We start from the raw sequence: 16131 nt of genomic DNA, 5'->3' as shown, positions 1-16131 counted from the left end.
CAGGACCGGGCCTGGTTTTCGCCCTTCTCAGAGGTTTAGCGTTGAGGTCCGCTCGCTGCCGAAATCCGTTGTGATATAGGGATATTCGGTGCAAAGCGGACATTTTCGGGCCGCCGCGTTCGGTGCCGACGGCCGAGCTGACGAGGAGCTGGTCGGTATGTCGAATGGTCACCTACTCACCCGACGGGGAGCGCTGGCCGCGCTCGCTCTGCTCGCGGTAGCGGGTTGTGGAGGGTCGGGGCAGGCGGCGCACAGCGACGTGCACTGGGATTACGACGCGGAAGGGCCCGACCACTGGGCCGATCTGGACAGCCGGTTCGTGACCTGCCGCAGCGGGCACGCGCAGTCGCCGATCGATCTGCCCGCCCATACGGAACTGCATCCCGACGAGCACATCGACATCGAGTACCGGCCGATGTCCTCGGTGGAGGTGGTGAACAACGGGCACACGATCCAGGCGAACGTGGCGCCCGGCTCGGGTAACCGCGTCGTCGTCGACGGGAGCGCGTTCGAGTTGACCCAGTTCCACTTCCATCTGCCGAGCGAGCACACCGTCGACGGGGCGGAAGCGGCGATGGAGCTGCACTTCGTGCACGCGGACCGGGCGGGCAGGCTCGCGGTACTGGCCGTGCTGTTGCGCGCGCAGCCGGACTCGGTGCCGCTGGGGGCGGTACTCGCGGCGGCACCGGATCGGGTGGGTGCCACCAGGACGGTGACGAGCATCGATCCGCGCGCGTATCTGCCGACCGGGTTCGCCCAGTTCCGGTACGAGGGATCGCTGACCACGCCGCCGTGTACCGAAGGGGTGCGCTGGATCGTGCTGCGCGAACCCGCGCCGGTCGCGATCGCCGACGTGGAGCACTATCGCGCGCTGTTCCCGCACACCAACCGCCCGGTGCAACCGCGATTCGGCCGACCGGTCGTGCTGGCCGGACCGAACTGACGGACACGGCGGCTCCTCCCTGCGCACGAGGCCGCCGTGGGGCACAGTGGAGGCATGACGAACCCGAAGAAGCGGGGGCGCACGCCGCAACCACCACCGGTGCCGCCGCAGGCGCGCAGGGTGCCGGGCGCCGAGCTGCTGTCGGCGGCGCAGGCGGCGGTCGGCGCGGCACAGTCGGCGGCGGGGCAGGCCATCGACGCGGCGCAGCAGACGGCGGGATACGCCTTCGACGCGGCGGTGCGGCTGCCACCGGCCTCGGCGCAACTCGCCGCACAGCTGCCGGATCTGGTGGAGAACCTGTCGATCGCGGTCGACCGGCTCAACAGCACCATCGACCGCCTCGACCGCACGCTCGCCCTCGCCGACCCGGTGTTCGCCACCTACGACCGGTTGCTGCCCCGCCTCGAGGCGATGATCTCGCTGGGTGAGGACCTGTTCGGTGCCCTGGCGAAACTGCCGGGCGTGGGTCTGATCGGCCGCTTCACCGGGCGCGGTGGCGAGGAACCACCACCGGAACCGGAGAAGCGCCGACGTCGCTAGAGTGCGCGGAAGGTCGCCGCGGCCTTGAGGACCATCTCGGCGTACTCGTCCTCGGCGTCGGAATCGAGCACGATCGCCCCGCCGGCGCCGATGGTCCACTCGTCGTCGTGGCGCACGGCCGTGCGGATGACGATATTGAGGTCGGCGGTCCCGCCGAGCCCGAGGAAGCCGATGGTGCCCGAATAGATCCCGCGCGCCCGGGTTTCCAGCTCGTCGAGGATTTCCATGGTGCGCAGTTTCGGCGCCCCGGTCATCGACCCACCCGGGAAACACGCGCGCACGCAGTCGACCACACCCGCCCCCGGACGCAGGGTGCCGCGGACTGTCGACACCAATTGGTGCAGGGTGGAATAGGTTTCGGTGACCATGAGCGCGGGCACGTGCACCGAACCGACCTCGCACACGCGCCCGAGATCGTTGCGCAACAGGTCGACGATCATCAGGTTCTCGGCGCGCGTCTTCGGGTCGGCGGCCAGCGCGTCACGCAACCGGGCGTCCTCGGCGGGTGTCCGGCCACGCGGTGCGGTGCCCTTGATCGGCTTGCTCTCCACCACCCGGTCCCGGTCGACCTTGAGGAACCGTTCCGGCGACGAGCACGCCACCTCGAGCCCGTCGAACCGCAGGTAGGCGGCGTAGGGCGCGGGATTGCAGCGGCGCAGGCGGCGGTAGAAGGCCAGGCCGTCGTCCTCGCCCGCCGCGACCGCGACCGCATCGGTCAGGCAGATCTCGTAGGACTCACCCGCGTGTAAGCGCTCCTGGCATACCGCGATATCGGCCAGGTAGCGGTCGCGGCCACGCACGAGATGCGCCTGGACGGCGTCGGGATCGGCGCGCACGCGCAGGTCGACGGGGTTCTTCCAGGTCGGCAGGTCGGCGAGGGCGGATTCGGTGGCACCGAGCCAATCCGCACCCGCCGCGTCGCTACCCGGATCGGTGAGAGCGAGCAGATGGGTGCGGCCCGCCACATGGTCGACCACGACCAACCGGTCGGCGAAGATCCACTGCGCGTCCGGGGTGGGGGAGCGATGCGCCGCCCGCGCCCCACAGTCGGCCTTCACCTCGTAACCGAGATAGCCGACATAACCGCCCGCGAAATCGAAAGGCAGCGACGGTGTTTCGCAGTGCCTGGCACGCAGTTCGCGGTCCAGGTAGTCGAGTACGGTGCCCGCGACGGTCCGGGTGCCAGCGCCATCCGTCACCGTGACGGCGCCGTCGCCGACCCGGTACCCGACGATCTCGGCGTGCGGTCCCGCCGCGTCGCCGAGGAAGGAGAACCGGTCCAGACCCGGTTCGACGTGTTCGCTGTCGAGCCAGAACGCGGTCGCCGAGTCGCGGTAGCAGCGCAGGAAGATCGCCTCGGTATCGATCGCCCGTTCGATCACCTTGTGCCGCAGCACGAACCGTCTCGTCGGCGGATCCGACGGTAGTTCGGGGCCACGCACGACGACCGGCGCGGCCACCGAGGTCCGTGCCTTGGTGAGATCGGCGAAATTGCGCAACAGCGCGGCCCCGAACTCGCTCGACACCGACTCCGGATGGAACTGCACACCCCATTGCGGGCGCTCGCGGTGCCGCACACCCATCACCACGCCGTCGCCCGTCGTCGCCGTCACCTCGAGCACGTCGGGCAGCGGTCGCAACGCCGCCAGCGAGTGGTAGCGCACCACCGTGAAGTCCTGCGGCAACCCGGCGAACAGGTCCTTGTCGTCGTGGGCGACCCGATCGAGGTAGCCGTGGCGTGCCTCGGGTGCGCGACCGACCTGTCCACCGGCCCCGATCACGATGCCCTGATGTCCGAGGCATACCCCGAGTAGCGGCAGCTCGGCCTGTTCGAGCACCGCCGTCGAAATCCCCATGTCCCTGGCCCGGTCGGGACGTCCCGGTCCCGGCGAGATCACGACATTGTCGAATCGGTCGAGGCCGAGTTCGCCCACGCTGCCCACCTCGTCGTTGCGCACGACGACGGGCTCGCTCCCGTTGACCTCACTGATGAGCTGGTAGAGGTTGTAGGTGAACGAGTCGTAGTTATCGATCAACAGCGTGCGCATCGTGGCCAAAACCCTACGCCGGACGCGGTTCGGGGCAGAATGTGCGCCATGGCTGTTTCGCAACCGGATCTCGTGGCGCTCGGACGTTGGATGGACGAGCAGGGCTTACCCGGCGACACGATCGGGGAGGTCAGCCCGATCGGCGGCGGCACCCAGAACATCATGATCCGCTTCACCCGGGGCGGCCGCGAATACGTCCTGCGTCGTGGGCCCGAACACCTGCGGGCCAAGAGCAACGAGGTGATCGCCCGCGAAGCCCGCCTGCTCACCGCGCTGGACGGCACCGAGATCCGCGCACCGCGGGTGATCGCCGCCTGCACCGACCCCTCGGTCCTCGGCGCGGTCTTCTACCTGATGGAACCCATCCGCGGCTTCAATCCGCAGACCGAACTGCCCGACCTGCATGCGAACGACCCGGAGATCCGCAGGCGGATGGGGCTGTCGGCGATCGAGGCCATCGCGCGCCTCGGCACGGTCGACTACCTGGCGCTCGGCCTGGCCGACTACGGCCGCCCCGAGGGCTTCCTCGAACGTCAGGTGCCGCGCTGGCTGCGCGAACTCGACACCTACGCCGCCAACGAGGGCTACCCGGGCCCGCAGATCCCCGACGTGGAGCGCGTCGGTGACTGGCTCGACCGCAACCGTCCAGCCGATCCGTCGCCGGGCATCATGCACGGCGACTGCCACCTGGCCAACATGATGTTCGACTACGACGGCCCCGAGGTGGCGGCCATGGTCGACTGGGAGATGTCGACCATCGGCGACCCGCTGCTCGACCTCGGCTGGCAGCTGGCCACCCGCCCCGAACCCGGCACCGTCGGCGCCGGGCTGATGGGCACCCTCGGCACCGTCGGCGGCCTGCCGACACCCGAGGAGATGATCCGGCACTACGCCGAATTCTCCGACCGCGACCTGCGTGCCGTCACCTGGTACGAGGTGCTGGCCTGCTTCAAGCTCGGCATCGTGCTCGAAGGCACCCACGCCAGGGCCTTCGCGGGCAAGGCGCCCAAACAGGTGGGCGACTTCCTGCACGCGGTGACCCTCGAACTGTTCGAGAAGGCGCGCAAGCTCATCGACTGATGCCCGGATCTCGACGATCATTGGCTGAATATCAATGGACGTCAAGATTGCGACGCCATAGCCTTGGCGACATGATCGTGCCTGATACCAAGGACTGGACCTGGGTCCTCGAAAAGCCCTGCGCCGAATGCGGATACGACGCCGCGTCGATCGCGTTCGAGCAGGTGCCCGACCGGGCGCGCGCAGCTGCCGCCCACATCGCCTCGGCGCTGGACCGCGACGACGCGCGCGTGCGGCCCGACGCGCAGACGTGGTCGGTCCTCGAATATGCCGCCCACGTGCGCGATGTCTGCCGGATCTTCGACACCCGGCTCGCGCTGATGCTGGGCGGTGACGGCGCGACGGCGCCGCGATTCGCGAACTGGGATCAGGACGCCACCGCCGTCGCCGACCGCTACAACGAGCAGGACCCGGCGGTGGTCATGCAAGAGCTGTCCGCCGCTGCCGAGCAGGTGGCCGCCGCCTTCGCCGCCGCGCCCTCGGATCGGCTCGACTGGCGCGGTGCCCGCAGCGACGGATCGCTGTTCACCGTGGCCTCACTGGGCCGATACTTCCTGCACGACCTCGAGCACCACGTCCACGACGTGCGCGGATAGAGAAATCTTCACCAGATTTCTAGAACGTGTTCCAGAATCGGCCGAAAGTTCGTAGGGTGGGAGCAGTCACAACGAGGCACTGCTTGGCGAGAGGTCGATCGTAATGAAGACGAAGGGCGCGATCCTGTGGGGCGTCGACCAGGAATGGTCGGTCGAGGAGATCGAGGTCGGCGACCCCGTGTCGGGGGAGGTGCAGATCCGCATGGAAACGGCGGGCATGTGCCACTCCGATCACCACATCGTCACCGGTGCCACGCCGATGCCCGGCTACCCGGTGATGGGTGGCCACGAGGGCGCGGGTGTGATCACCAAGCTCGGGCCGAACTGCCCGAGCGATCTGGCCGTGGGCGACCACGTCATCCTTTCGTTCATCCCGGCCTGCGGACGTTGTCCGTCGTGTGTGGCCGGGAATATGGCGCTGTGTGACCTGGGTGCGGGATTGCTGATGGGACAGGCGATTTCGGACGGCACGTACCGCATCCAGGCGCGCGGCGAGAACGTCATCCCGATGTGCCTGCTCGGCACCTTCGCCCCGTACATGACGGTGCACCACACCTCGGTGGTCAAGATCGATCCGACCATTCCGTTCGAGGTGGCCTGCCTGGTCGGGTGCGGCGTGCCGACCGGCTTCGGGTCGTCCACCCATGTGGCGCAGGTGCGGCCGGGCGAGACCGTGGTGATCGCGGGCATCGGCGGCGTCGGCATGAGCGCGCTGCAGGGTGCGGTGCTCAGTGGCGCGTCGAAGGTCGTCGCCATCGACCCGAATCCGTGGAAGCGCGAGCAGGCGCAGAAGTTCGGCGCCACCCACACCTACGAGAGCATGGCCGCCGCGATCATGCCGCTGATGGATGCCACCGAGGGCCGGATGGCCGAGAAGGTCATCCTCACCATGGGTGAGATGCACGGCGACTACGTCGAGGAGGGTCTGATCCTCACCGGCAAGGCGGGCACGCTCGTCGTCACCGCCATGGGCCGCATGGACGCGGGCGAGGTGAAGATGAACAGCTTCCTGCTCTCGATGCTGCAGAAGACGGTGAAGGGCTGCATCTTCGGCGGCGGCAACGCCCGCCAGGACGCGCCGCGGCTGCTGTCGCTGTACAAGGCCGGTCAGCTCAATCTCGACGACATGGTCACCCGGAGCTACTCCCTCGAGGAGATCAACCAGGGCTACCGGGACATGCTGGACGGCAAGAACATTCGCGGGATCATCCGCTACACCGAAGCCGACTGGTAACCGACGATTCCCAGTACCTCGCCGGGTGAGCCCCCGGCGAGGATTCTGCCGTCGCGCATCTGCAGGCAATGATCGGCACGTGCCGCCTCGGCTGGGTCGTGGGTTGCCTGCACCACGGTGACCCCGTCGGCCGCGATCTCGGTGAGCGCACCCGAGATCTCGGCGCGCGCGGCGTCGTCCAGTCCGGTCGCCGGCTCGTCGAGCAGGACCAGATCGGACTCTTGCGCCAACGCCTGGGCCAGAAGTGTGCGCTGGCGCTGACCGCCCGAGAGCGTGTCCAGGCGCCGTGTCGCCAGGGCGGTGAGGTCCATCCGCTCCAGGCAGGCCCGCGCGATCTCGCGGTCGGCCTTCGTGAGCCGCCGCCACAATCCCCGATGCGCCCAGCGCCCCATCGCCACCGCCTCGCGCACCGTCATCGGTAGCGCCGCGGGAATCGCGGTGTGCTGCACCACGAATGCCGGTCGCCGCGTGGTCTCGCGGTGCACCGTGCCCGACCGGACGGGCACCGTGCCCGCCAGGACGCCGAGCAGCGTCGATTTCCCCGAACCGTTGGGTCCGACGATCGCGGTCACCTGTCCGCGCGGGATCGACGCCGTCACCTCTGACAGCACGGGCATCCGGCCGTAGCCGGCGGTGACGTCCTCGATACGGATCGTCGGGTCTGCTGTGTGTTGCATCTCACCTCGTTTGAAACGATAATCGTTTTCAGTATATCGTCCGTTGCCATGGAGTGGCTGATCGCCCCGTTCGAGGTGGCATTCGTGCAGCGGGCGCTGTGGGGCGGACTGCTGGTGTCCTGCGTGTGCGCCCTCGCCGGAACGTGGGTGGTGGTGCGCGGCATGGCTTTTCTCGGTGACGCGATGGCGCACGGCATGCTGCCGGGTGTCGCGGTGGCGGCGCTGCTCGGCGGCAATCTGATCGTCGGCGCCGCGATCAGTTGCACCGCAATGGCCTTCGGTGTGTCGGTGCTGTCGCGGAGCAAGCGGTTCGCGGCCGATACCGCGATCGGGCTGCTGTTCGTCGGGATGCTCGCGGCCGGTGTGATCATCGTGTCGCGTTCGCAGTCCTTCGCCGTCGACCTCACCGGATTCCTGTTCGGTGATGTGCTCGCGGTGCGCACTGTCGACCTGTGGTACCTCGTTGCCGCCGTCGGTCTCGCGCTGGTTGTCGCCGTGCTCGGGCACCGGGCTTTCGTCGCGCTGACCTTCGATCCGCGCAAGGCGCACACGCTCGGGTTGCACCCGAAGGCGGCGCACGTCGCGCTCGTCGGTCTGGTGACCCTGGCCATCGTCGCCTCCTTCCACGTGGTCGGCACGCTGCTGGTGTTCGGGCTGCTCATCGCGCCGCCCGCCGCCGCCGTGTACTGGTCGGACCGGATCCCGGTGGTGATGGTGCTCGCCGCCCTGATCGGCGGGTTCTCCACCGCTGCCGGGCTTGTCGTCTCGTGGCACGCGGGTACGGCGGCCGGGGCGACGATCGCCGCCGTCGCGGTCGGATCGTTCTTCGTGTCGGCGGTCGTCTCGGCGCTGCGGGAGCGGTTCGGGAAGGTCGGTGTCGCCGCGTTGGCCGCGGTGTCGGTGGCCGGGTGTACTGCGACCGAACCGGTGATCGTCGAGGAGCCGCCGCACGGGTATGTCGCCGGAGCCGAGGAGATGAGCGAGGCGCAGACCCGGCTGGTCGTGAGCGATCCGGCCACCGGTGACATCAGGGTGATCGATCTGCTGACCGAGCAGGTCACCACGCTCGCCGGACACGAAAATACCGCTGCACCAGCGGCCTCGGCCCTGGTCGGCGACGGTCGGTTCGGATTCCTGAGCACCGGTGGATCGGTGCGGGTGGTCGACAGCGGAGGATGGACCGTCGACCACGCCGATCACCGCCACTACTACAGCGCCCCGGTGCGCGAAGTCGGCAGCATCCCGGAATCCGGCGAAATTGTTGCCGCACATGGTGATCCAGCGGTGTCCGCGGTGGTGCTCGAATCCGGCGCCGCACTGGTCTTCGATCGGGTGGCGCTCGGTGACGGGCAGGTCCGTGAGCCGCACCGGATCGACGGCATCGCGCTGCCGTACGGCGAGAAGCTGATCGTCGCCGACGGCACGGGACGAGTGGATGTGCGCGGGCGCGACGGTGCGGCTGGCGAGCCCTTGGCCGGCGCGTGCCCGCAGCCGCGCGGTCAGGCCGTCACCCGGCGTGGAGTCGTATTCGGTTGCGCCGATGGAGCTTTGATCGTCGCCCAGCGTGACGGTGCGTTCGTCGCCGAGAAGGTCGCCTACCCCGAGCCTGGCGCCGATCGGGCGACCGCGTTCACTCATCGACCCGGCAGCACGACACTGACCGCGCTCGCCGGACGCACCGGTGTGTGGACCCTCGACGTCCGCAAGAAGACCTGGAAGCACACCCCGATCGCTGACGCGGTCGCGGTGAACACGGCCGGTGAGGGGTCCGCGGTGCTCGTCCTCACCCGGGACGGTGTGCTGCACGGCCTCGACCCCGAAACCGGTTCGGAGACCGCACGTGTCGCACTGACCGGCCCGGTCGAGGGTGAACCGGTGATCCGGGTCGACCCGAACCGTGCCTACATCAACGACCTCGGCGGCCGAGCCGTTCTCGAGGTCGCCTACAACGACAACCTCCGAATCGCGCGCACGTTCCCCTCGGACATCGCGCCCGGACTGATGGTGGAGACGGGCCTGTGAGTCACGAAGCACGAATCGGCAACCGTACCAACGGTTTCGGGGGCGCTCCTCGCGTCGTGGGTCTGGCGCTCGTCGTGATCGCGCTCCTCGCGTCGATCACCGCGTGCGGCACCGGCGGCGACCGCAGCGGAATCATGGTGACCACCAACATTCTCGGTGACCTGACCAAGGCCGTCGTCGGCGACACCGCCGAGGTGACGGTGCTGATGCAAGCGGGGACCGACCCTCATTCGTTCGGCATCTCCGCACGTCAGGCCGCCGATATCGAACGATCGGCGCTGGTCGTGCACAACGGCCTCGGCCTGGAGGAAGGCGTGGCCCGGCATGTGCAGGCGGCCGCGTCGGCAGGTGTGCCGACGTTGGCGGTGGCCGAGCGGACCGACCCGATCACCTACACCTCCGACGAATCCGCCGGTCAGCCCGACCCGCACTTCTGGACCGACCCGGCGCGGGTGCGCAAAGCCGTCGAGGCGATCAGCGCCGAAGTCATCGCGCGGGTCGACGGCATCGACGCCGACACCGTGCGCGCCAACACCGCCCGCTACGTGAGCGAACTCGACCAACTGGACCGGTGGATGACCGACCGGTTCGCGGCGATCCCGCCCGAACGCAGGCAGTTGGTCACCGACCACCACGTCTTCGGTTATCTCGCACAGCGATTCGGGTTCACCGTGATCGGCGCCGTCATCCCCAGCGGCACCACCCTCGCGTCCCCGAGCGCCTCGGATCTCGACGACCTCGCCACCGCCATCCGCACCGCCGGGGTGCACACGATCTTCGCCGATTCGGCCGCGCCCGACCGCCTTTCGCGTGTCCTGGCCGAGCATGCGGGCCTGCAGGTGCAGGTCGCCGCCCTGCACACCGAATCGCTCACCGAACCAGGCGGCGGCGCCGCGACCTATCTCGAGATGGCGCGCGCCAACACCGAAGCCATCGCCCGCGGTTTATCCGGGCCGACAACGTAGTTCAACAAGAGATGGAGCACGACATGCACAGTCGGTCACGGGCCACCACGATGGTGGCCATGTCCGGGGCGCTCGCCTCGGTGGTAGCGCTCAGCGGTTGCGGTAGCGACGACGCCGAAACCCACGACCACGCCCCGGGTGCCGAACCGATCGCCCTCACTTACGACGGCGGCATCTACGTCCTCGACGGCCTGACGCTCGCCCAGGAAGGCGAGGTGAAGCTCGAGGGCTTCAACCGGCTCAACCCCGCGGGCGACGACGACCACCTGATGGTGACCGTCAAGGACAGCTTCCGGGTGTTCGACGCCGACAAGGCGGAATTCACCGGCACCGAGTACGCCGCGAACAAGCCCGGCCACGTCGTGCGGCACGCGGGCAAGACCGTGCTGTTCGCCGACGGAACCGGTGAGGTGACCGTCGTCGACACCGACAAGATCGACAGCGGCAAGCCCACCGAGGTGTACAAGGCGGCCGCCGCCCACCACGGTGTCGCCGTCGAACTGAGCAACGGGAACCTGCTGGTCACCCTCGGGACCGAGGATGCGCGGGTGGGTCTCGTCGCGCTCGATAAGGACCGCAAGGAGATCGCCCGCAACGAGGACTGCCCCGGTGTCCACGGTGAGGCCACCGCCCAGAACGAGGCCGTGGTGGTGGGCTGCCAGACCGGTGCCGTGGTCTACCGCGACAGCAAGATCACCAAGGTGACCAGCCCGACCCCCTACGGCCGCATCGGCAACATGTCGGGCAGCGAAGCCTCCCCGATCGTGCTCGGTGACTACAAGCAGGACAAGGAGGCCGAACTCGAACGGCCGACCAAGATCTCGCTGGTGAACACCGTCGACGGTAGCCTGCGCCTGGTCGACATCGGCACCAGCTACTCCTTCCGTTCGCTGGGCCGCGGCCCGCAGGGTGAGGCGCTCGTGCTCGGTACCGACGGCAAGCTCCACGTCATCGACCCGGTCGCGGGCGTGGTCACCCGCACGATCCCGGTGACCGGTGCCTGGCAGGAACCGCTCGAATGGCAGGACGCGCGCCCGACGCTCTACGTTCGCGACGGCATCGCCTACGTCACCGAACCGGCGACCAAGCAGGTCCACCGCGTCGACCTCGCCGAAGGCAAGATCACCCAGTCGGTCACCCTTCCCGCCGCGCCCAACGAGATCAACGGGGTCTCCGCCCACTAGCGGGTCCTCGCGATCAAGATCACCACGCTCTGGTGGCGTTCGGCTCTCGACCGATGCCGCCACCAGAGCGTGGTGATCGTCTGTCCGGGTTCAGCGTGTGGCGCAGTCGAGGACGGCGGTGCGGAGGTTGCGGCTGCGGACGTCGTCGAGGATGGCCATGCCGAGGCGGTTCATGGTGTAGCCGAAGCCGAGACCTGTTGTGGGGTCGGCGAATCCGAAGGAGCCACCGAGGCCGGTTGTGCCGTAGGCGCGTTTGTCGGAGCCGAAGCGGAAACTTCCGCGCGATTTGCGGAAGCCCAGGTGGTAGCGGCTCTTGGTGTGCAGGACCAGGTCGGCGGCGGGGACGGAGTCGACGGCCGGGGCGGCGAGTAGGTCGAGGACATCGTCGCTGAGGGGGAGCGCGCCGGTGCGTCCGGCCGCCGCGCCGTAGACGCGGGCCAGCGCGCGGGCGTTGCCGACGCCGTTCATGCCGGGCCATTCGATGCCGAGGAATTCGCGACGAGTGGCGCGGGCGGGGGCGCCGGGGCGCGGATTGGTCAGCGCCGCATAGGAATGCCCGCGTTTGGCGTACACCTCCGCGCCGATACGTAGCGGGATGTCGGCGAGTTCGTAGCGCAGGATGTCGAGGCCCTTGGTCGCCGACAGCTGGGCGACGCGGTCCAGGGACTCGTCTTCGGGTAGCCCGATGAACAGGTCGGCGCCCACCGGTGCCGCGATCTCCTCGGCGAAGAAACGACCGAGACTGCGCCCCGCCGGATCCACGCGGCGCAGCAATTCGCTCTGGTAGAGGCCGAGGGTGAGCGCGTGATAGCCGTGCCGGGTTCCCGGTTCCCATGTCGGCTTCTGAGCGGCGAGCAGGTCGGCCAGGCTCTCGCGGTCACCGAGTTCGCTGAGCTTCACGACCCGGTCCAGGCCCGACAGGCCGGCCTGGTGGTCGATCAGCTGGCGCACGGTGATCCGGTCCTTGCCGTGCGCGGCGAACTCCGGCCAGTACTTCGCGACCGGGGCGTCGTAGTCCAGGAGTCCGCGCGAGACGGCGGTGGCGATGGTGAACGCCGACATGCCCTTCGACGACGAGAACACCGGGACGATCGTGTCGCGCTCCCAGGCAACCGCACGCGCGCGGTCGCGATGACCCGCCCACAGGTCGACCAGCGGTTCGCTGCCCGCGTAGACCGCGACGGCGGCGCCGATCTCGCCGTGGGAGGTGAAGTTGCGGCGGAAAGCATCGGCGACAGGGCCGAAACCGGCCGCCACGTCGCCGTGAACTGATGGTGCGGGACTCATGGTGTCGTCGATCGTAGCTACGCTGCCGGATATGCGTTCGTTGGAGCAGGTTCAGCAGTGGCCGGTGGCGCACGCCGCAGCTGCCGTGGTCACCGTCGACGGGGTCCACACCACGGGTGAACTCGACCGGGTGTTCCGGCTGGCTTCGGTCACCAAGCCCCTCGTCGCCTACGCGGCCCTGGTCGCCGTCGAGGAGGGCGCGATCGAACTGGATCAGCCCGCGGGCCCGCCCGGATCGACCGTGCGTCATCTGCTGGCCCACACCTCCGGTGTGGCCTTCGCCACACCGGAGGTGATCGCGAAACCGGGTGCCCGCCGCATCTACTCGAGTGCCGGATTCGAACTACTCGCCGATTTCCTCACCGAAAGCACGGGCATCCACTTTCCGGACTATCTGCACGAGGCGGTATTCGAACCACTCGGCATGCGCGACGCGGTTCTGGAAGGGTCGGCGGGGCATGCGGGACGCGCGAGCCTTCGTGACCTGACGCTATTCGCCACCGAGTTGCTGACACCCGAATTGATATCTCGGCAAACACTCGACGAGGCCACCTCCGTGCAATTCCCCGACCGCGACGGAGTACTGCCCGGATACGGCTCCCAGCGGCCCAACGACTGGGGTCTCGGCTTCGAAATCCGCGACGGGAAAACCCCGCACTGGACCGGTCATTCCAATTCGCCGCGCACCTACGGGCACTTCGGTCAGTCCGGGACGTTCCTGTGGGTCGACCCCGAAATAGGGGTAGCCACGATCGGTTTGAGCGACGAGAATTTCGGCGACTGGGCAAGAACCGCGTGGCCGAAATTTAGTGATTCCGTGATCGCAGAGACACATAACACGCAGTGAGGTAACACCCGCAACATCGCTCACTTCGCCTACACTCGCACCACACCAGTCCGACGGACCGTTGGGGAAGACGCTCCTTGTCGAGGCTGGAGGTGTTGGTAGTGCGCGCATCGAGTCAGTTCGCTGACGCGACGGCAGGTGTGGTCTACATCCACTCCTCGCCCGCCGCGTTGTGCCCGCACATCGAATGGGCACTGTCCACCGCGCTGTCCACGCCGGCGAAACTGCGCTGGACCGCGCAGCCCGCCGACGGACAGCTGCGCGCCAGCGGCGACTGGATCGGCCCCGTCGGAACCGCCGCCCGGATAGCCCAATCATTGCGTGCCTGGCCGGTCCTGCGGTTCGAAGTCACCGAGGACCCCAGCGAAGGCGTGGACGGCGAACGCTACAGTTTCGTTCCCGCCCTCGGCCTCTGGCACGGTTCCACCGGCGCCAACGGCGACGTGATGCTCGGCGAGATGCGATTACGCGCCCTCCTCCAAGCCGCCACCGAACTGAGCACCTTCGACCTCGGCGCCGAAATCGACCGTGCCCTCGGCACCGCCTGGGACGAGGACCTCGAAGCCTTCCGTCAGGGCACCGACTGCACCGGCGCCGAAGTCACCTGGCTGCGCCGCCACGTCGGCTGAGTCCGCATTCCGGCCTCTGTTCCGAGGCCGTCACACACCTTGTCCCAGCATCTTCGATCAGAACTCGCTGGGGCAGTAGATGCGACAGCGTGCGCCGGGGCCATGAGTGAGGCCGGGATAGTTGCTCACTCGGTGCCATGCGGCTGTGTCCGGGGTGTTCTCGATGAAGGCCTGATGCGCTTCCGGGACGGTCCAGTCGGAGCAGTTGAGGACCGAATCGCCGTGCGTCGAGAGGTGCTGGCCGAGGAGGCCTTCGACGGGGCGGGAGCGGAGTGCTTCGGCGAGGAGGTCGGTCCAGACCGCGGCATCACGGTCGGTCGGGAAGGTGAAGGTGGTGACGACCGTGCAGGCGGGGGTGCCGTCGGGGTCGAAGATCAGGCTGTGGCGGGGGCGGAACACGGTGGTGGCAGTGGGCGGGGTCGTCCAGAGTTCCTGGGTGAGTACGGCGGTGCCGCGCAGGTCGAGGAGAACGGTGAGGGCGGCCAGTCCGGGTGGGAGGTCGCGTTCGGCGAGCCGTGCCGCCATGGATTGCTGGTGTTCGGGGTCGTCGACCTGGTGGCGGCTGAGGACGATACCGGCGGGATCGGGGTGGTTCATCGTTGCTCCATATCGGTGAGGTCGTCGCGCAGGAAGCAGGCGACGACGAAGGCGAGGGCAGCGCACAGACCCGCAACCAGGAAGGCGTCGGTGACGCCTGCGGTGACCGGGGCGCGCAGAGCGTCGCGGACCGGTTCGGGGAGAGTCGTGAGATCGGTGTGCTGGAGGTGGGGCAGCCCGGTCAGGTGTCGTGCGTAGAGTGCGCCGAGCAGGGAAATGCCGAGGGAATTACCGAGATTGTGGGCCAGCATGGCGGTGGCGCCTGCCGCGCCGATGTCGTCGAGGCCGACACTGTTCTGCGCGATGACAATGGTGAGTTGCATGAAACACCCCATGCCCGCACCCGTCGCCAGCATTCCGGCGACCATCGGGAACCATCCGCTGTCGACGTCCAGTGACGCCAGCACAGCCATGCCGAGGGTCATCGCCGCCGCGCCGACAACCGGATACACCCGGAACCGCCCGCTCCTCGACACCGCCGCCCCGACCAGGGGAGCCACGACCAGCATCCCGCCGAGCAACGGCAGCATGAGCAGCCCGGATCCGGTGGCCGAACGGCCCTGCGCGATCTGCTGATAGAGCGGCAGGAACGTCACCGCGCCGAACATCACCAGGCCGCTGAGGAAACCGAGCACCACGGCGATCGTGAAATTTCGATGGCCGAACAGTTGCGGCGGAACCACAGGATCGCTCGCCCGCCGCTCCCAGCGCAGAAGAACACCGCACCGGCAGTCGTGACCAGCAACAGCAGCAGCACCGGAAGCGAGGCCCACGCCCACGTGCGGCCGCCTGCCGAGGCGAGCACGGTGATACCGACGATGCACACGCTGAGCGCCGCCATCCCGACCACGTCCACGCGCACGGAATCTCGGGTGCTCGGCGGCAACCGCAGCTGCGTCACCAGCAGGATCAAGGCCACCGCGCCGAGCGGCAGGTTCAGGTAGAACGCCCACCGCCACCCGATGCTGTCGGCGCACCACCCGCCGATCAGCGGCCCGCTCACGATGGCGAGCGGCATGATGACCGCCATCAGCCCCTGCACCTTCGCCCGCTGTCGCGGCGGGAACAGCACGCCGACGATCGCTATCCCGCCGACGAGCAACCCACCCGCACCCAGACCCTGAAGCGCGCGAAACCCGATGAGCTGCGGCATGTTCCGCGCCGCACCACACAACGCCGACCCGATCAGGAAGATCGTGAACGCGGCGATGAAGACGTTCTTGCGGTCGTAGAGGTCGCCGAGTTTGCCCCAGATCGGTGTGGTCACCGCCGTGGTGAGCGCGAACGAGGTGACGACCAGCGACAAATCCGCGAGCTCGCCCAGTTCGCCCGCGATGGCGGGCAGCGCGGTGCCGACGATGGTGAAGTCGAGATTGGCGACGAGGAAGGCGATCACCAGCCCGCTCATCGCGGCGAATATCCGGGCGGGAGGACCCTTCTCCAGTGTGGTGGCGGGTTCGATCGACATGCCCAAACTCCTGT

Annotated in this window: 16 protein-coding genes; 10 read left to right on the top strand and 6 right to left on the bottom strand. The window is 68.4% G+C overall.

Annotation, left to right across the window (positions count from 1 at the left end):
* Positions 1-88 precede the first annotated feature (88 nt).
* The gene (locus ACSVDM_RS05765) at positions 89-943 is read left to right on the top strand and encodes a carbonic anhydrase (protein ID WP_439263385.1); all 855 of its coding nucleotides are present in this window, start codon (positions 89-91) and stop codon (positions 941-943) included.
* Positions 944-997: 54 nt separating this feature from the next.
* Positions 998-1483, top strand: a complete 486-nt coding sequence (locus ACSVDM_RS05760; protein WP_174550357.1) for a hypothetical protein — start codon at positions 998-1000, stop codon at positions 1481-1483.
* On the opposite strand, the gene pabB is transcribed toward ACSVDM_RS05760, so the two are convergent.
* The gene (gene pabB / locus ACSVDM_RS05755) at positions 1480-3531 is read right to left on the bottom strand and encodes an aminodeoxychorismate synthase component I (protein WP_439263383.1); all 2052 of its coding nucleotides are present in this window, start codon (positions 3529-3531) and stop codon (positions 1480-1482) included. The two genes, ACSVDM_RS05760 and pabB, sit on opposite strands and share 4 nt — an antisense overlap.
* Before the next feature lie 39 nt (positions 3532-3570).
* On the opposite strand from pabB, the gene ACSVDM_RS05750 reads away from it, so the two are divergent.
* The 3 genes from ACSVDM_RS05750 to ACSVDM_RS05740 all read left to right on the top strand — a co-directional run bounded on the left by ACSVDM_RS05750 (position 3571) and on the right by ACSVDM_RS05740 (position 6441).
* Entirely contained in the window at positions 3571-4611 is a 1041-nt protein-coding gene (locus tag ACSVDM_RS05750) for a phosphotransferase family protein (protein WP_439263381.1), read from the top strand.
* Positions 4612-4682: 71 nt separating this feature from the next.
* Positions 4683-5207, top strand: a complete 525-nt coding sequence (locus ACSVDM_RS05745; RefSeq protein ID WP_439263379.1) for a DinB family protein — start codon at positions 4683-4685, stop codon at positions 5205-5207.
* Positions 5208-5310: 103 nt separating this feature from the next.
* Entirely contained in the window at positions 5311-6441 is a 1131-nt protein-coding gene (locus ACSVDM_RS05740) for an NDMA-dependent alcohol dehydrogenase (RefSeq protein ID WP_439263377.1), read from the top strand.
* Here ACSVDM_RS05740 and aztA read toward each other — a convergent pair.
* Complete coding sequence (gene aztA, locus ACSVDM_RS05735; RefSeq protein ID WP_439263375.1) at positions 6420-7118, bottom strand: zinc ABC transporter ATP-binding protein AztA; 699 nt, start codon at positions 7116-7118, stop codon at positions 6420-6422. The genes ACSVDM_RS05740 and aztA overlap by 22 nt on opposite strands.
* 48 nt (positions 7119-7166) lie before the next feature.
* Between aztA and aztB the strand changes: the two genes are divergently transcribed.
* From aztB to aztD, 3 genes are read left to right on the top strand one after another with little or no spacing between them, the layout of a single operon-like run.
* Positions 7167-9140 (top strand): zinc ABC transporter permease AztB, encoded by a 1974-nt coding sequence (gene aztB, locus ACSVDM_RS05730; RefSeq protein ID WP_439263373.1) that lies wholly within the window; start codon positions 7167-7169, stop codon positions 9138-9140.
* Entirely contained in the window at positions 9137-10105 is a 969-nt protein-coding gene (gene aztC, locus ACSVDM_RS05725; protein ID WP_439263371.1) for a zinc ABC transporter substrate-binding protein AztC, read from the top strand. The genes aztB and aztC overlap by 4 nt, the downstream gene beginning before the upstream one ends.
* 23 nt (positions 10106-10128) lie before the next feature.
* Positions 10129-11289, top strand: a complete 1161-nt coding sequence (gene aztD / locus ACSVDM_RS05720) for a zinc metallochaperone AztD (RefSeq protein ID WP_439263369.1) — start codon at positions 10129-10131, stop codon at positions 11287-11289.
* Between the two features lie 90 nt (positions 11290-11379).
* Here the strand turns inward: aztD and ACSVDM_RS05715 are convergent, their stop codons facing one another.
* Positions 11380-12576: a serine hydrolase domain-containing protein gene (locus ACSVDM_RS05715; RefSeq protein ID WP_439263367.1), complete on the bottom strand. Its 1197-nt coding sequence runs from the start codon at positions 12574-12576 to the stop codon at positions 11380-11382.
* Between the two features lie 31 nt (positions 12577-12607).
* On the opposite strand from ACSVDM_RS05715, the gene ACSVDM_RS05710 reads away from it, so the two are divergent.
* Positions 12608-13423 (top strand): serine hydrolase domain-containing protein, encoded by an 816-nt coding sequence (locus ACSVDM_RS05710; protein WP_225281120.1) that lies wholly within the window; start codon positions 12608-12610, stop codon positions 13421-13423.
* A gap of 101 nt (positions 13424-13524) precedes the next feature.
* Positions 13525-14052 (top strand): DUF3145 domain-containing protein, encoded by a 528-nt coding sequence (locus tag ACSVDM_RS05705; protein WP_067487208.1) that lies wholly within the window; start codon positions 13525-13527, stop codon positions 14050-14052.
* A 57-nt stretch (positions 14053-14109) separates the two neighbouring features.
* On the opposite strand, the gene ACSVDM_RS05700 is transcribed toward ACSVDM_RS05705, so the two are convergent.
* From ACSVDM_RS05700 to ACSVDM_RS05690, 3 genes are read right to left on the bottom strand one after another with little or no spacing between them, the layout of a single operon-like run.
* Positions 14110-14649: a hypothetical protein gene (locus ACSVDM_RS05700; RefSeq protein ID WP_439263364.1), complete on the bottom strand. Its 540-nt coding sequence runs from the start codon at positions 14647-14649 to the stop codon at positions 14110-14112.
* Positions 14646-15284: an MFS transporter gene (locus tag ACSVDM_RS05695; protein ID WP_439263362.1), complete on the bottom strand. Its 639-nt coding sequence runs from the start codon at positions 15282-15284 to the stop codon at positions 14646-14648. Before ACSVDM_RS05695 ends, ACSVDM_RS05700 begins: the two co-directional genes overlap by 4 nt.
* Positions 15257-16117, bottom strand: a complete 861-nt coding sequence (locus ACSVDM_RS05690; protein ID WP_439263360.1) for an MFS transporter — start codon at positions 16115-16117, stop codon at positions 15257-15259. The genes ACSVDM_RS05695 and ACSVDM_RS05690 overlap by 28 nt, the downstream gene beginning before the upstream one ends.
* Positions 16118-16131: the final 14 nt, after the last annotated feature.

The sequence above is a fragment of the Nocardia sp. JW2 genome (assembly GCF_051843015.1).
Lineage (GTDB): Bacteria > Actinomycetota > Actinomycetes > Mycobacteriales > Mycobacteriaceae > Nocardia > Nocardia coubleae.
Note: the sequence above shows the minus strand (reverse complement) of the source record. Positions and strands in the feature narration are given on the sequence as shown.

Excerpts from the sequence above, each read along its gene's own strand:
- ACSVDM_RS05750 (WP_439263381.1), top strand. The coding sequence starts at position 3,571 with ATGTGCGCCATGGCTGTTTCGCAACCGGATCTCGTGGCGCTCGGACGT.
- ACSVDM_RS05710 (WP_225281120.1), top strand. The coding sequence starts at position 12,608 with ATGCGTTCGTTGGAGCAGGTTCAGCAGTGGCCGGTGGCGCACGCCGCA.
- ACSVDM_RS05745 (WP_439263379.1), top strand. The coding sequence starts at position 4,683 with ATGATCGTGCCTGATACCAAGGACTGGACCTGGGTCCTCGAAAAGCCC.
- ACSVDM_RS05740 (WP_439263377.1), top strand. The coding sequence starts at position 5,311 with ATGAAGACGAAGGGCGCGATCCTGTGGGGCGTCGACCAGGAATGGTCG.
- aztD (WP_439263369.1), top strand. The coding sequence starts at position 10,129 with ATGCACAGTCGGTCACGGGCCACCACGATGGTGGCCATGTCCGGGGCG.
- ACSVDM_RS05690 (WP_439263360.1), bottom strand. The coding sequence starts at position 16,117 with ATGTCGATCGAACCCGCCACCACACTGGAGAAGGGTCCTCCCGCCCGG.
- aztB (WP_439263373.1), top strand. The coding sequence starts at position 7,167 with ATGGAGTGGCTGATCGCCCCGTTCGAGGTGGCATTCGTGCAGCGGGCG.
- pabB (WP_439263383.1), bottom strand. The coding sequence starts at position 3,531 with ATGCGCACGCTGTTGATCGATAACTACGACTCGTTCACCTACAACCTC.
- ACSVDM_RS05700 (WP_439263364.1), bottom strand. The coding sequence starts at position 14,649 with ATGAACCACCCCGATCCCGCCGGTATCGTCCTCAGCCGCCACCAGGTC.
- ACSVDM_RS05760 (WP_174550357.1), top strand. The coding sequence starts at position 998 with ATGACGAACCCGAAGAAGCGGGGGCGCACGCCGCAACCACCACCGGTG.
- aztA (WP_439263375.1), bottom strand. The coding sequence starts at position 7,118 with ATGCAACACACAGCAGACCCGACGATCCGTATCGAGGACGTCACCGCC.
- ACSVDM_RS05715 (WP_439263367.1), bottom strand. The coding sequence starts at position 12,576 with ATGAGTCCCGCACCATCAGTTCACGGCGACGTGGCGGCCGGTTTCGGC.